At 54.2% G+C, this 14,293-nt stretch carries 13 protein-coding genes; 8 read left to right on the top strand and 5 right to left on the bottom strand.

Translation table 11 applies throughout. The annotated features are described in order from the left end of the window. Positions 1-68 precede the first annotated feature (68 nt). The 6 genes from METMA_RS0116970 (at position 69) to METMA_RS0116945 (ending at position 7,213) form a co-directional block, all read left to right on the top strand. The gene (locus METMA_RS0116970; protein WP_020160306.1) at positions 69-1,316 is read left to right on the top strand and encodes an ArsB/NhaD family transporter; all 1,248 of its coding nucleotides are present in this window, start codon (positions 69-71) and stop codon (positions 1,314-1,316) included. 38 nt (positions 1,317-1,354) lie between these two features. Beyond that, positions 1,355-2,647: a flavohemoglobin expression-modulating QEGLA motif protein gene (locus tag METMA_RS0116965; RefSeq protein WP_020160305.1), complete on the top strand. Its 1,293-nt coding sequence runs from the start codon at positions 1,355-1,357 to the stop codon at positions 2,645-2,647. Between the two features lie 179 nt (positions 2,648-2,826). Continuing rightward, positions 2,827-3,240 (top strand): hypothetical protein, encoded by a 414-nt coding sequence (locus METMA_RS0116960; RefSeq protein WP_020160304.1) that lies wholly within the window; start codon positions 2,827-2,829, stop codon positions 3,238-3,240. Positions 3,241-3,321: 81 nt separating this feature from the next. After that, complete coding sequence (locus METMA_RS0116955) at positions 3,322-4,116, top strand: RMD1 family protein (protein ID WP_020160303.1); 795 nt, start codon at positions 3,322-3,324, stop codon at positions 4,114-4,116. A 44-nt stretch (positions 4,117-4,160) separates the two neighbouring features. Further along, the gene (locus tag METMA_RS0116950) at positions 4,161-5,003 is read left to right on the top strand and encodes a 23S rRNA (adenine(2030)-N(6))-methyltransferase RlmJ (RefSeq protein ID WP_020160302.1); all 843 of its coding nucleotides are present in this window, start codon (positions 4,161-4,163) and stop codon (positions 5,001-5,003) included. Between the two features lie 131 nt (positions 5,004-5,134). Further along, positions 5,135-7,213 carry a cation:proton antiporter gene (locus METMA_RS0116945; RefSeq protein WP_027147409.1) on the top strand — a complete coding sequence of 693 codons (2,079 nt, stop codon included), beginning with the start codon at positions 5,135-5,137 and terminating at the stop codon, positions 7,211-7,213. A gap of 82 nt (positions 7,214-7,295) precedes the next feature. On the opposite strand, the gene METMA_RS0116940 is transcribed toward METMA_RS0116945, so the two are convergent. Further along, positions 7,296-7,787: an ATP-dependent zinc protease family protein gene (locus METMA_RS0116940; RefSeq protein WP_020160300.1), complete on the bottom strand. Its 492-nt coding sequence runs from the start codon at positions 7,785-7,787 to the stop codon at positions 7,296-7,298. A gap of 92 nt (positions 7,788-7,879) precedes the next feature. Between METMA_RS0116940 and METMA_RS0116935 the strand changes: the two genes are divergently transcribed. Next, a complete protein-coding gene (locus tag METMA_RS0116935) occupies positions 7,880-8,515 on the top strand; it encodes a YchE family NAAT transporter (protein ID WP_020160299.1) in 636 nt (211 codons plus the stop codon). Positions 8,516-8,550: 35 nt separating this feature from the next. Then, positions 8,551-9,615 carry a magnesium/cobalt transporter CorA gene (corA, locus tag METMA_RS0116930; RefSeq protein WP_020160298.1) on the top strand — a complete coding sequence of 355 codons (1,065 nt, stop codon included), beginning with the start codon at positions 8,551-8,553 and terminating at the stop codon, positions 9,613-9,615. Between the two features lie 49 nt (positions 9,616-9,664). Here the strand turns inward: corA and METMA_RS0116925 are convergent, their stop codons facing one another. The 4 genes from METMA_RS0116925 to METMA_RS0116910 all read right to left on the bottom strand — a co-directional run bounded on the left by METMA_RS0116925 (position 9,665) and on the right by METMA_RS0116910 (position 14,235). Continuing rightward, positions 9,665-10,144 carry an FKBP-type peptidyl-prolyl cis-trans isomerase gene (locus METMA_RS0116925; protein ID WP_020160297.1) on the bottom strand — a complete coding sequence of 160 codons (480 nt, stop codon included), beginning with the start codon at positions 10,142-10,144 and terminating at the stop codon, positions 9,665-9,667. A gap of 329 nt (positions 10,145-10,473) precedes the next feature. Further along, on the bottom strand, positions 10,474-10,959 hold the full coding sequence (greB, locus tag METMA_RS0116920; protein ID WP_020160296.1) for a transcription elongation factor GreB: 486 nt from the start codon (positions 10,957-10,959) through the stop codon (positions 10,474-10,476). 143 nt (positions 10,960-11,102) lie between these two features. Beyond that, entirely contained in the window at positions 11,103-11,465 is a 363-nt protein-coding gene (locus tag METMA_RS0116915) for a hypothetical protein (protein ID WP_027147408.1), read from the bottom strand. Positions 11,466-11,478: 13 nt separating this feature from the next. Next, a complete protein-coding gene (locus METMA_RS0116910; protein ID WP_020160294.1) occupies positions 11,479-14,235 on the bottom strand; it encodes an Hsp70 family protein in 2,757 nt (918 codons plus the stop codon). Positions 14,236-14,293: the final 58 nt, after the last annotated feature.

The following is a 14,293-nucleotide window of genomic DNA, read 5'->3' as shown; positions in this document are numbered from 1 at the left end:
CGGCATCACGTTAAGCGGTAAAATGCTTCGTAAACTCATCATTACAAACTGGCAGGCCACCAAAACCCATGAATCTATCCTTAATCGTGCTTATCGCGGTGTTTATCCTGATCGCCCTGCGCAAAATCGGCCGCTTTACCATTAAAATCTGGCAAGCGGTGGCCGGCGGTGCCGTGGTTGTGCTGGCCGCCGGCGAGATTAGCTGGCGCGATGCCTTAACGGCGATAGACCTTGATGTCATGCTGTTTTTGCTGGGCATGTTCGCTGTAGGTCAAACACTGGTTCTCAGCGGCTATCTGTATTACCTGGCCTATCGTTTGTTCAACCGGTTCAAATCAGCGCAGCAACTGCTCATGGGCATCCTGTTCGGCGCCGCTTTCAGCTCGGCCCTCTTAATGAACGACACACTTGCCATCATAGGCACGCCGCTGGTGTTGCGACTGGCGCGGGAGCATGGCCTCAGCGGCAAACTGTTCTTGTTGACACTGGCTTATGCCATCACGCTCGGCAGCGTCATGAGCCCTATCGGCAATCCGCAGAATCTGCTCATTGCCACTCATGCCGGTTTGGCGGCGCCCTTCCAGACGTTTTTCGAGGCCCTGGCCGTGCCGACGCTGATCAATCTGGCCGTCACGTACCTGATACTGCGATGGCTTTATCGGGTGCAGTTCCGCACCGCCCTGCCGCTGGTCCATAACCCCGTCGAACTGCTGGACCCGAAACTGGCGCGGCTCGCCCGGTTGTCGCTGTGCTTATTGATCGGCCTTATCATCGTCAAAATCATCCTGGTCAGCCTGCGCAGCCCGATCCAGATCAACTTGAGCCATATCACACTGATCGCCGCCTTGCCGCCGATACTATTGAGCCCCGCCCGGCTGTCGCTGCTAAAAAGCCTGGATTGGGCGACCCTGGTCTTTTTTGCCGCTCTCTTTGTACTGACCGCCAGCGTCTGGCAGACCGGCATCATGCAGCGGCAGGTCGATGCGTTAGCCCTGGACCTGACATCAGTGCCGGCGATCATGCTGCTCAGCACCTCGCTCAGCCAATTGATTTCCAATGTGCCGCTGGTCGCACTGTATCTGCCCATGCTGACCCATGGCGATAGCGCCTCGCTGATGGCCCTGGCGGCCGGCAGCACGATAGCCGGCAACTTCCTGATCCTGGGCGCCGCCAGCAACGTCATCATTATCCAGCATGCCGAGAAACACGGGGCGACGTTGGGTTTTTTCGAGTTTGCCCGCGTTGGAATTCCATTGGGCTTTATCAATCTGTTGATATACTGGGTCTGGCTGCGCTACTGGTATGGCCCGGCCTGAAAGATTTCCCGACCCGTTGCAGCGCTGGCAGACACTTAATGAGCAAAAAGACAACCAAACCCTCCACTTACCTGACTGAAGTCAAAATGCTTTCGGACCGTATCGTCAAGGCCCAACAGCCGATACGCATTCTGGATGCGATCAAATGGGACGACAACGTCAAGCAGGCTTTTTTCGAGGCCAAATGCAGGAAGCCGCCGGCCGTGTCGCCTGATTATTATTCGCAGCGGCCGTTAGGCTTTGATCCGATAGAGAAAAAACGCGAGTTCTACCAGATCGAACGCGATCTGGCGCGCACACTGGGCCAGCTCAATCCGCTCAGCGTGATCATGCGCAAGATTTGCCGCGAGTATCAATCCGTCGTGCGCATGCTGGAGTCCCGGGGCACGCCGATCTTTTCCGATATTTCCCAGGAACTGTACGGTTCCTCGCACGATGTGTTTCATGTCGGCGACCCGACTATCGCCGGCCTCGGCAGCATGATGGAAGAAACGCTGACGCAACTGCTGAAGCTGGACTTCCTGGTTGAAGAACCCAAAACCATCACGGCCAAGGAAGCGGTAGCCATTCTCAACGACAGGATTGAAAACCTGTTTCCCGGCGACGGCCTGCGCGCGATGATCAGTGACGGCATCGTCGCCGATGCCGCCGCCGGCACCGACTACGTCAAACTGCGCGCGGACGCCCTGTTCAATATGCGCGACCTGCGCGTGCTCGAAGTGCACGAAATCTGGGTGCATCTGGGCACGACGTTGAACGGCCTGGCCCAGCCTTACTGCACGTTTCTGGGCAAAGGGCCGCCTTCATCCGCGGTCACGCAGGAAGGGCTGGCGGTCTTGATGGAGATTCTGACTCTCAGTTCCACGCCTAACCGGCTGATGCGCCTGATCAACCGGGTGCGCGCGATCACGCTGGCCGAAGACGGCGCGGACTTCATGGATATCTTCCATTTCTTCAGGGACAAGGGCCTGGACCCGGAAGAAAGCTACACGCTCAGCAGCCGGGTGTTCAGGGGCAGCAGCGCGGACGGCATGCCTTTCACCAAGGACCTGACTTATATCAAAGGTTTCGTGCTGACTTATAACTTTATGCGACTGGCGGTCAGCACCGGCAAGCCTGATCGCATCCCGCTGCTGTTTTGCGGCAAAACCATGATCGAGGACATGAAAGTGCTGGCCGACCTGGTTGAGGAAGGCACGGTCATCGCACCGCGTTTCCTGCCGCCCCAGTTCACCGACCTGATGGGCTTGTCGGCCTGGCTGAGTTTTAGCCGCTTCATGTCCTCGATGAACTTCCGGCAACTGGAGCAGGACTACGCGAATGTTCTATAATCGGCGCATTATCCGCAAGGCGGGCGTGCTGGTCGTCATGCTTCCGGGATTGTGAAAAATTTAGTATCGAACCCTTTCACACTCCCATCCGCGGCCGCCCGGAACGCGACAACATACGATCCGGGCTATAAAACACAGCATCGCTTCGAATACTGAATATAATAATTAGAGAGGAAACCATGAGAACATCAAAACTGCTCGTCATTTTATTGAGTCTTTCTTTTTTTTCTATAACCGATGCGATGGCCGGTGCCAGCGGTCATGCCGGCCATAGCGTTGGTGGCGGCAATAGCGGCGGATCCTGTGTAAAAGCCCGGGTCAGCAACTTCCAACCGGCCCATTTGGCGACGGTTGCGCCCGAATCGGAATTTTCCTTCAGGGCCACCGGGGTTCAAAGCCCCGATCAGGTTGTGGTCACGGTAAAAACGATCCCGGTGGCAATCACGGCCGAAGATAAAGACAGCTTCTATCTGGTAAAAGGCAAACTGCCGGCCGAACTGAAAAATGTCACCGCCAGAATTAACGTCAAGGTCAATGCCAAATCACCGCGCTGCGATGGCGAAAACGGATGGTTAGTCAAAATAACCGAATAAATCAACCCTGTTCAAGGGCAAGTCGTGCCAGGCTGGAAGCCAGCCGCACACCGCCCCCGAATGAGCTTTTAAGAATGCCGCATGCCTGAGAATCCGTCCATCAAAAAATGCGTTGCCTATTGCCTGGCGCAACGTTTTGATATTGCCGAACTGTCAAAAGTCATTTCGGAATCAAAACAAGTCAGGATCATTAAAGGCGCCCTGCTGATTGAGGATCATCAGACCTTGTCGGTTATTTTCGCGTATGGAGCCGCCGTGCACTGGAACATCGGCCCGGAGCAACAGTCCCGGCTCCATCATTTACTGCTGGAGCATGCGGATAACCCGCTTGAGATCGTCGAGGAAGACAATTTCACCTACGCGCTCAATTGCTCGACGACCCGTATTGTTGAAGACCATATAGAAGTCGAATCTTCCGACCCCATCCTGTTGTTCGCACTGTCCCAGGGCATGGCGCAATCGATCAAGCTGGCCTATTTCGAGACCCACGCCCTCAGGACGATCACTAATACCAATTACATTCCGAAGTCACTGGCCCAGGATGGGCGCATCAACCTGAACCGCCAGGAAATAGCCCAAATCCGCGGCCAGCTGTTCCTGACCAAAAGCGATATCATTCTGAATTACGACCTGCTCGATATTCCCGATTTTTTCTGGGAATACCCGGAATACGAACCTTTTTACAGCGTCGCCGCCAAATACCTGGAAATAACACAACGCATCGAGGTTCTGTCCAAAAAACTCGAAACCATCCATGAATTGTTCGAAATGCTGGCCGATGAACAAAAGCACCGGCACTCCTCGGCACTGGAATGGATTATCATCTGGCTGATTGCGTTCGAAATCGCCATGACTATTTTTGAAAAAGTAATCTGAACAACCCGGCAACCGCCCTTACCCTTCTTACAAAAACCCTTTTTATGCTCAGTTACCGCCACGCCTTCCATGTCGGCAATTTCGCCGATGTGCTGAAACACCTGATTCTGATCCGGATTCTTGAATACCTGAAGAAAAAAGACAAACCGTTCTGCTGCGTCGATACCCATGCCGGCCCCGGCGCTTATGCGCTGGACAGCGAATACGCCCTGGAAAACAGGGAATTCGACAATGGTATCGGCAAGCTATGGCAACGGCATGACCTGCCGGACGGCGTTGCCGCCTATGTCGAACTGATCAGGCAATTCAACGGCCAGGAGCCGCTCAGGCGTTATCCCGGCTCGCCCCTGATCGCGCAACGGTTACTGCGCGACGCCGACCGGCTGTTCTTATATGAGCTGCATTCGACGGAAATCGCCTTGCTGACGGAAGCCGTCAACAGGGACAGGCGCATCAAAGTCTTCCATGACGACGGCTTGAAAAACGCCATCGGCCTGTTGCCGCCGGCCGAGCGCCGCGGCCTGGTCCTGATCGACCCGTCCTATGAAATGAAAAGCGATTACCAGGAAGTCGTGAATACCTTGGTAAAAATGCACAAGCGCTTTGCCACCGGCATTTTCGCGCTCTGGTATCCGGTCGTCGAACGCCGGCGCAATGACGCACTGGAACAGGCCCTGCAAAACAGCGGCATAAAGAATATCCAGTTATTCGAACTGGGCATTCAGGCCGATACCAGCGAGCACGGCATGACCGCCAGCGGCATGATTGTGATCAATCCGCCTTGGACCTTAAAGCCGGACATGGAGCGCGTCCTGCCCTGGCTGGCGGACGTTTTGGGCGAGAGCGGCGCGGGCTTTTTCCGGGTCCGAAAATTAGCCGGGGAATAGCCTGTATCCTGCTTCTTTCAAGCAACCGTGGCTGATTTATTGGCGCTGATATTAGTAATTTCCGATATAATGGCGAGTCAATACAGCTTTTTCTCCACCCATCCATCCATTTAACACCTTCCAAAACAGTAATGAATCTTGACGTCTTTTTATCCGTTTTTACTTTAATGTTGATCGCATTAGGCGTAAATGTGTTGGCGATTAAAATCCGTATACCCTATACCGTCTTGCTGGTAGTGGTCGGCTCACTGTTAGTCCCTGTATCCCGCATCGAATCACTGTCTTTTATCACCCGCTTCCAGTTAACGCCCGAATCGCTGTTCTTTGTGTTTTTGCCTATTCTGATTTTTGAATCGGCTTACAACATGAATTTCCGCAACGTCAAGGAAAACAAGTACTCGATGGGCATACTGGCCGTCCTGGGCTTACTGATATCGGCGGTATTCATCGGTTTTGTCGGACAATGGGCTTTCGGATTGCTGGGCCTGGAAGTTCCGCTGCTGGTCACGCTGCTGTTCGGCACCATCATTTCCTCAACCGACCCGGTAGCGGTTCTGTCGCTGTTTAAGGAGTACGGCGCGCCGCATCGCCTGACCCTGATCTTCGAAGGCGAAAGCTTGTTTAACGATGCCACTTCCTTCGCTCTGTTCCTGGTGTTTCTGGACTTGTTCATTCATGGCTACACCGGTTTTCCGACCCTGCTGTCGGGGCTTTTCTCGTTCACGACCATGCTGGTCGGCGGCGTCATTTTCGGTCTGCTGATGGGCTTCATGTTCTCGAAGCTGATCCAATTGGTGAAAGGCAATGAACATCTGGAAATCACGCTGACCTTACTGGTTGCGCATTTCACCTTCCTGCTGACCGAGCTGATTTCAGAGCATGTGGTTGTGTTCGGTCAGCAAATCCGTCTGTCTTCGATCATCTCCACATTGATCGCCTCGATGGTCATGGGCAATTACGGGCGTTACAAGATGTCCCACGGCGTCGAGGAATACATGGAAAAATTCTGGAGCTATTTTGCCTTCGTGGCCAACTCACTGGTCTTTATCCTGATGGGCTTGATGTTCGCCAACCTTTCCATCGATTTAAAAATTGCCATTCTGCCGATCATAACCATTATCATCGTGGTTGCCGTGGCGCGTATCGCGTCCGTTTATACATCGATATCGATTATTCACGCCCTCAAGCTGGAAGAAAGAATTCCGCAAAGCTGGCAGCAGTTATTATCCTGGGGCAGTCTGCGCGGCGCCTTGGCGATCGTCATGGTGCTGCTGATTCCGGACAATCTGAGCCTGCCCGGCTGGACTTATTCCTTTTCCATTAAAGAGTTCATTACCGCCATCACTATCGGCTGTATTTATTTCACCCTGCTGATCAAAGCCACGACGATCGGCAAAATCATTCGCCGGTTGAATATCGATGCCTTCTCCCCGCAAGAGGAATTGAGCTACCTCAAAAGCAAGGCGCTGATTTACAAGGACCTGCTCGATAAACTCGATGATTTATACAGCAACAAACAAATCAGTGAGCACCAGCATCAGGCTTTATCCTCTTACTATCGCGCGCTGCATCAGCAACAGCGCAAACTGTCCAGGCAAAATTTCGATGATTCCGACCGTTTAATCGAAAACATGCTGCGCCTGTATGCGCTAGGCCTGGAAAAAGCCATGCTGAAAGAGATTTTCCGGCGCGAGGAAATCAATGAAGCCGGCTATAAGAAAATTCTCGATATTCTGGAAATTCAAATTGAGCGGGTTGAACGCGGCAGACAGCAGTTGAAGGCGACGAACGAGCATTTCAGCGACTGGATATACACTCGCTTTATCAACACCATCCGCCGGGCGCTTTTCCTGTCGCCCAAAGCGCCGGCTCCGGAAGAAGTTTATCTGTATTACCGCACGCAATATAAACTGATATCGAAAGCGATCCGCGAACTGTCCACGCTGGAACAGTCGCACCTGAGCGAAATTTTCGATGATAAGCAGGCGATAGAAAATGTGCTCTCGGTTTATCGGGCTTTACAAGCGCAAACCGAAGCGCATATGAACGAGCAAATCGAATCCAACCAGGCCTTGCTGGAGCAGTTGAACCGGCAGTCGGCTGACAGGGTATTGCATACTTTACAAGGCGATATTCTGAAACAATTGCATGAGGACGAAATCATCACGCCCAAACTGTACATCTCGCTCAATAAAGAACTGCATGAGTAAGTGACTATTTTTCAAGGCCTGCCGGCTTCTTCCTGAAGCCGGTCACTGCAGTCCATGCCTTGCAAAGGCTTTCCTTAAAATATCACAGGGTTATTATTTCCTGCTCCGACAGGCGCGCATCCCGATAAAGCTCGGGTTTTCCCTGCAGGTACGAGGCGCAGGGATCGATGATAAAGCGCGTATTCATCGCGGTGCGCCCGAGCAGCATGCGAAAACGCATGCTGTCGCGATTGGTCAGCGTCATTTCGGCTCTGACCATCGTACGGCCCAGGACGATCTCGGTCTCTATCACGTAGCGCCGCTGCTTGTGCCCGCCCGAATCCGACACCAGGCGACGATCCTTGACCGGCGCATGGCACTCGACCAGCACATCGGTACTGATCTGGCTGGGATGAATGGCAAACATGATCCAGCGCTGGCCGCTTTTTCGATAAGGATCGATTGCGCAAGCATGCAGAGCCGACGAACGCGCGCCGGTGTCGATTTTAGCCTTGATCTGTCCGATATTCAGTTCGGGCAGCGCGACCCACTCGCGCCAGCCTAGCATCGGTAACTGTATGGATACGTCTGTCATGAATTATCTTTGCCTGCAAGTCTGTTATCGGTTTAGAGTTATGCCTGTAGCCAGCCGAATCCTGTGATCCACTTCGCTTGCCGGAAAATATTATGCTCGAATATACGGATTATATAAAAATATTTATCGCCTTGTTCGCCGTGGTCGATCCGATAGGCATCATTCCCATTATTGCCGCGCTGACCGCTCATACGAAAGCGTCCGAACTCAAAAACATCGAGAATACCGTCGTGATAACGGTCACGACGATTCTGCTGCTGGCGCTGTTTCTGGGGGAAAACCTGCTGGTTTTTTTCGGCATCAGTATCAATTCGTTCCTGGTCAGCGGCGGCATTCTGCTGATGCTGATGGCGCTCTCCATGCTGCAAGCCAAAATCAGCAAAACCGTACATACGAAAAAAGAAGCCGAGGAAGGCGAAGCCAGGCAGTCCATCGCCGTGGTGCCGTTATCGATGCCGCTGCTGGCGGGGCCTGGCGCTATCAGTACGGTTATCATGTACTCGCACCGGGGCACCGACATCAATCATTACCTGATCATGAGCCTCGATATCATTGCCGTCATGGCGATTTTATGGATCGTACTGAGAACGACCCCCTGGCTGATCCGGCACATCAGCCAGACCGGCATCAATATTTTCACCCGGCTGATGGGACTGATCCTGTCGGCGCTTGCCGTCGAATTCATCGCAAGCGGCCTGAAAGGCCTGTTTCCGGTGCTGGCGGAGTAATTGTCTTTCCTACCTGACCCTAATTATTTTTTATCATGGCTGAATCTTTAAGTTACGCTTCGGAAAAATCAGGTCTGCCCTCCGGCTCGCTCGTGCACGTCGGCGAGGTGCACGGCATTGAAAACCGCATCACCGTGATTGATTACAATCCGTCCATGCTGGAAAAACGCATCATTAAATCGATTGAAGACGTGTTGCCGTATAAGCAGACCGATACAGTAACCTGGGTCAATATCGAAGGCTTGTCGGACATTTCGATCATTGATGCCATCGGCAAGCATTTTGGCATTCACGCCCTGGTGCTTGAGGACATTCTCAATACCCATCAACGGCCCAAATTCGAGGACTTTAACGACTACCTGTACATTGTCCTTAAGGCGCTGTCTCTCAGCGATGACATATTTGACGTGGACTATGAACAGGTCAGTTTACTGGTACTCGACAAATTCGTCTTTTCGTTCAAGGAAAAACCCGACGCTATATTTGATCCCATTCTGGCCCAACTCGGCAACGAGAAAGGGCGCCTGCGCAACTTCGGCACGGATTATCTGGCGTATGTGATCATGGATACCGTCGTCGATGAATATTTCGCCTTGCAGGACGCGCTCGATGAACTGATTGAAAACGTCGAGGATGAATTACTGTCCACGCCCACGGCAAAAACGCTGAAGACCATCCAGACCATCAAGCGCGAACTGATCTTTTTACGCAGAAGCGTCTCGCCGCTGCGGGAATTGCTGGTCGCCATACAGCGCAGCGACTCGCATTTGCTGCATGAGCGCACCAAACGCTATTTCGGCGATGTCTACGATCATGCCATCCGTGTGATTGAAGCGATGGAATCCTACCGCGATTTGATCGCCGGCATGCTGGACATTTATCTGTCCAGCGTCAGCAACAAAATGAACGAGACCATGAAAGTCCTGACCGTGTTCGCCACCATCTTCATTCCGCTGACCTTTATCGCCGGCGTCTACGGCATGAACTTCGAGTATATGCCGGAACTGAAATGGAAGTGGGCCTATCCGGCCTTGTGGGTGCTGTTTATCGCGATATCAGTTTTTTTACTCGGCTATTTCAAGAAAAAAGACTGGCTTTAGCCTGAAGGAACCGGTTCCGCCAATGCCGGAACCGGTGTGTGGCTAACACTTAATGATTGCAGCCGGCGCCATGAACATGACCATGAGCCAACTCGTCCTGAGTCGCGTCCCTGACCGCCACTACTTCGACATCGAAATTCAGCGCTTCGCCGGCCAGTGGGTGATTGCCGTCGATGGTAATATCATCGCCATCGACATCGACTACCGTGACCACGCCCGGACCTGAACTGACATCGGCATGGAACTGCATGCCGACTTCGACGGTGTCTATACCTTCGAACATGGCCCGAGGAATCACCTGAACCATACCGTCCTGATGCTCGCCATAAGCGTCGGCCGCCTCAATGTGGACATTAAATTTGTCGCCTACCGTTTTGCCCTCCAGGGCTTTTTCCAGGCCGGAAATAATATTCCCCATGCCTTGCAGGTAAACCAACGGCTCATCCCCAACCGAACTGTCCAGCACTTCGCCGGCGTCATTAGTCAGAGTGTAGTGAATGGAAACAGCCATATTGTCTGCTATTTGCATGATGAAACCTTTTTCGTGATTAAAAGGCGACTATCATATAGATTTATCTCGCATTTGTCTGAAAAAAAAAGCGGCCGGGCTTAAGCCTGTGCGACAAACCAGGACCCCGGAATACCGTAAGGTAAGCGCCATTTCATCATCCCGCGGCACTCGATTTTCTCGCCTTCCTTTGGCCTGTTCCAACCCGCTATTTGTTCACATTCGGCTTTGATTTTCGCCAGTAGCGCCTCGGCGGTTTTCGCCGCTGATCTGGCCGGGGTTTTGCGCGCGCCAAGTCAGCGGTCAGTTCGCCGCGTAAGGCTTTGACGAGGTCACCTTAGCCAACCCTCTCAATCAAAAGGCTCATACCGGATCTCGTTGATAATCCATTCCTTGACGCCCTCGGGCGTGTGCACAAAAATCTCGTCGTCGACGGATTTGCCGATCAGCGCTTTTGCCATCGGCGAGTTGATGCTGATCGCATTTTTATGCGGATCGAACTCGTCGGAACCGACAATCCGGTAATGAGCGATCTGCCCTGCCTCATTTTCAAGCTCCACCCAGGCGCCAAAGAAAACCTTGCCTTCCTGTTGCGGCGAGTAATCCACGACCTTTAACACCTGCAAGCGCTTGGTCAGAAAACGAATCCGCCTGTCTATTTCCCTTAACCGACGCTTTCCCTCCTTGTACTCGGCATTTTCCGAACGATCGCCATGGGCGGCGGCTTCCGTAACGGCTTGCGTGACGGCTTTGCGTTCGACGCTCCAGAGGTAATCGAGCTCTTGTTCCAATTTTGTACGGCCTTCACGGGTAATTAAATGACTTCTTGCATGCATCTTGATTCACTACGGGCAAAAGCACTGCTTAAAAAAGATTGAGAAGCGGCCGCTAAAAACGCAGTCCAGGCAAGCCATTAAAGCGTTGAAGGCATCAGCGGCAAAAAAAGCTGCTGCTCAATGGATGAAGTGAAGGCGACCGCCTAGTCGCCATACGGATTATTTATTTTGTTTTTGATGTATCTTGCCGATACATAGCCCGTCACGGAACCCCACAACAGCATATAACTGCTATGCAGCATGGCCTCCGGTTTAAAGCTGTTGATGTTTCTGAAGTAATCCCAGATGTCATCGGCCAACACCAGAGCCAGGACAAAATAGAACAGGTGGAGGAACTTGATTCTATGTTGAGAAAACACCCAGACACCGATGGCGATGAAGCCGGCAAAAAACCGGATGCCGCTGTGAATCAGAAGTTCCGTCTCCCAGATATCAACCTTAAAGGCCGCATTTACAAAATAAAGCAGGGTAAACCCCAGCACCATTACAAAACCAATCGCTTTCATTTTTATCTTAATTCTAATTATTACTGATTAATTTTAACCCCGGCGGAAGAGCCTCGCCAAAAATTTGTTTTTCCTCTTTTTCATCAAGTTCCCGGATTTGTTCCACAATGTCCACCCAGGAAGAAGGCGCTTTACTCACTTTCAGTTTTTCGACGATTTGCCTGCGCAGGGCTTCGTCGATATCGCGGGCGCGGTCACCGCTCATACGCGCGATCAGGGTCGCGGCAAAACCGGCCTGGGGGATTTTCCTCCAATCCTCGGCCATTAACTGCTTGAGCCATTGGCAGACCGTATCGGCGGGGATCACGTTATGACTGCTGCCGTGGAACGGCATGCGCGCACCGATGCGCCCGACGGCCCACCAGGTCTGACTGGATTCGCTGGCTTTTTGCAGGCGTTTCAGCAGCCATTCGCCCAGCTGTGTTTTCTTGTCGACGGGCAATCGTTCCAGCACCGCCGACAGACGCACGATGTCGTCATAACTGCGGGTCTTCAGTTGCTTGGCGACTCCGGGCTGCCGGGCGGCGGCCGGATCAATGTACTTGGCGATATCGCTGAAGATCTGCTCCTGCGCCTTGACGCTGAGGCCGCCGGCAATCCGGCGCCATAACGTCCACCATTCGCTCCAGTTCTGGGTTTCGTTGACGAACTGGATGCCCTGCGGGTAGGTTTTCCAGAGCTGTTCCACGCGCCAGTCGTCGAGCGGATAGCCGAATCCCGGACGCAGGCAGAAACCGGTCAGGCTGAGCCAGACCCTTTCATGGTTTTCGGAACGGCGGCGATATTTCAGGCCCTCCAACAGCGCCGCAAACATGGCGCGCAGCAGCGGCGTTTCCCATTCATTGCGCGAACTGCCCAGCAGTTTTTCCAGGTCGGCGCGCAGATTCTTGACCGCTTTGGGATCGACCTGCTTGGACTTTGATCCAAAGACCGTCTGTATCTTTTCGACGGCGGCATTGAACTGAGCCGGCAAGGCCGCATCGGTTTGCAGTCCGGCCAGGCCTTTCTTTCTGATCTGGAATTCCACATCCCAGCGCTGCGTGCTGTCGGCCACGGACACGCACTGGATTTTCAGCGTGCCGATTTCGGTCTGGGTCACGGCCAGCTGCACGATGACTTCGCGGTTGCCCTGCTCTTCGCCATGCTCAAAGGCCACGGCCAAAGGCGGCAGCGAGTGAAACTGGTCGGTAATGTCGGTCAGATCGCCGGGCTTGAACGGCGTATCGCCGGTCATCGAAGCCAAATGGAAGCGCACGGGCTGCCCCAGACGCAGGGCGAACTGCCGGTCTTTCAGGATCACCTCGTCGCCTTCCTCGCTGCCGCGCGGCAGGATGCAGACGCCCTGCTGCACGGCCTTGCCGGTATCGACCAGCAGAAAATAACTGCGCGCCGCGCCGCCGCCGATTTTCAGCTTCTTTTCACGGCGCGCGATGGCATAGCTGACCGCACCCAAGGCCACCGACAGTTCCGGATGCTTGTTTTCCAGCAGTACCGGCGGCTTGTCGGCCCATGAATTGATCAGTTCGATAGTGCGCTGCGTGATCGGCCGGCTGCGGAATACGCCGCCGTTGAGCAGCAACGCATCGGGTACGACGCCCTCGCCTTGCAAGGCCTCACGGCAGGCTTCGCGGTGCAGTTTCAGGAACGCGGCGACATGCTTGCTGACCGCCGGCTCGGCGGCATAAGGCAGACCGAATTCCACCACGCCGCTGCGCTTCCGGTCCGGCAGTTCATCGAGTCCCGACAGCGGAAAAAATCCGTCCAGCGCAATCGCCCTTACTTCGTCCCGGCTCAGGGAAACGGAACGCGTGCTGCCGATCAGCCTGGAGCCGCCGCCCAGCAAGGTGACGTTGACCTGCTCCGGGGCATCCTCGGCCAGCAGCCGTTCCTTGGCCAGACGGCATTGCTCGATCAACTGCGACAGATCGGCCGGCGACAGGCGTTTGCCGTCACTGACCAGCCGGCTTTCGGCCAGGTGCGCCAGGGCCAGGTCGATATTGTCGCCGCCCAGCATCAGATGCTCGCCGACACCGATGCGGGTCAGTTTAGGCTCCTGCTCGCCCTGCTCGACCTTGATCAGCGTCAGGTCAGTCGTACCGCCACCCACGTCGCAGACCAGCAGCAGATGGACATCGGCCAGCGCCTGACCGATGGAGCCGGTATGTCGCCTCAGCCAGTCGTAGCAGACCGCTTGCGGCTCTTCCAGCAGACGGACATTGGAAAAGCCAGCGATTCGGGCCGCTTCCAGCGTCAGCGAGCGAGCCGCTTCATCAAAAGAAGCCGGCACGGTAATGACGATATCCTGCTTTTCCAGGGGCGCGTCGGGAAACCGGTGACTCCAGACCGTACGGATATGCGCCAGATAACTGGCGCTGGCATCGATCGGCGACACCTTGTCGACATCGTCGCCGCTGCCCCAGGGCAGGATTTCCGCGCCATGGTCGACCGACGGGTGCGACAGCCAGCTCTTGGCGCTGGTCACGAACCGGCCTTTGGTCTTGGCGCCCAACAGGCGCGCGGCCTCGCCGATCACGGCGGTTTCGCCGGCCGGCGAAAAAACGACATCGGCCTCGGACAGCTCGCCGGCGGCCGGATGATAACGCACGGAAGGCAGCAAAGGCCGCGCCGCTACCTGACCGGGGGCGACCAATTGCTCAACCTGAAAAATCTCGATTTCGGGGTTGGGTTTATCGGCTCTCGCATAGGCGACAACGGTATGCGTTGTGCCCAGGTCGATACCGACTGAATAACTGGCGGATTGATTTTGCACGGTAATTTTGTGATTTTAAGAGTTCAATCGATTCAGGCGCTTGAATGCATTTGTTTGC

Origin of the sequence: Methylobacter marinus A45, assembly GCF_000383855.1 — a bacterium.
Lineage (GTDB): Bacteria > Pseudomonadota > Gammaproteobacteria > Methylococcales > Methylomonadaceae > Methylobacter > Methylobacter marinus.
This window is presented reverse-complemented; position numbering and strand designations above follow the sequence as displayed.

What these genes read in the sequence shown, in the direction of transcription:
- METMA_RS0116970 (WP_020160306.1), top strand. Translation starts at nt 69, where the DNA reads ATGAATCTATCCTTAATCGTGCTTATCGCGGTGTTTATCCTGATCGCC.
- METMA_RS0116965 (WP_020160305.1), top strand. Translation starts at nt 1,355, where the DNA reads ATGAGCAAAAAGACAACCAAACCCTCCACTTACCTGACTGAAGTCAAA.
- METMA_RS0116960 (WP_020160304.1), top strand. Translation starts at nt 2,827, where the DNA reads ATGAGAACATCAAAACTGCTCGTCATTTTATTGAGTCTTTCTTTTTTT.
- METMA_RS0116955 (WP_020160303.1), top strand. Translation starts at nt 3,322, where the DNA reads ATGCCTGAGAATCCGTCCATCAAAAAATGCGTTGCCTATTGCCTGGCG.
- METMA_RS0116950 (WP_020160302.1), top strand. Translation starts at nt 4,161, where the DNA reads ATGCTCAGTTACCGCCACGCCTTCCATGTCGGCAATTTCGCCGATGTG.
- METMA_RS0116945 (WP_027147409.1), top strand. Translation starts at nt 5,135, where the DNA reads ATGAATCTTGACGTCTTTTTATCCGTTTTTACTTTAATGTTGATCGCA.
- METMA_RS0116940 (WP_020160300.1), bottom strand. Translation starts at nt 7,787, where the DNA reads ATGACAGACGTATCCATACAGTTACCGATGCTAGGCTGGCGCGAGTGG.
- METMA_RS0116935 (WP_020160299.1), top strand. Translation starts at nt 7,880, where the DNA reads ATGCTCGAATATACGGATTATATAAAAATATTTATCGCCTTGTTCGCC.
- corA (WP_020160298.1), top strand. Translation starts at nt 8,551, where the DNA reads ATGGCTGAATCTTTAAGTTACGCTTCGGAAAAATCAGGTCTGCCCTCC.
- METMA_RS0116925 (WP_020160297.1), bottom strand. Translation starts at nt 10,144, where the DNA reads ATGCAAATAGCAGACAATATGGCTGTTTCCATTCACTACACTCTGACT.
- greB (WP_020160296.1), bottom strand. Translation starts at nt 10,959, where the DNA reads ATGCATGCAAGAAGTCATTTAATTACCCGTGAAGGCCGTACAAAATTG.
- METMA_RS0116915 (WP_027147408.1), bottom strand. Translation starts at nt 11,465, where the DNA reads ATGAAAGCGATTGGTTTTGTAATGGTGCTGGGGTTTACCCTGCTTTAT.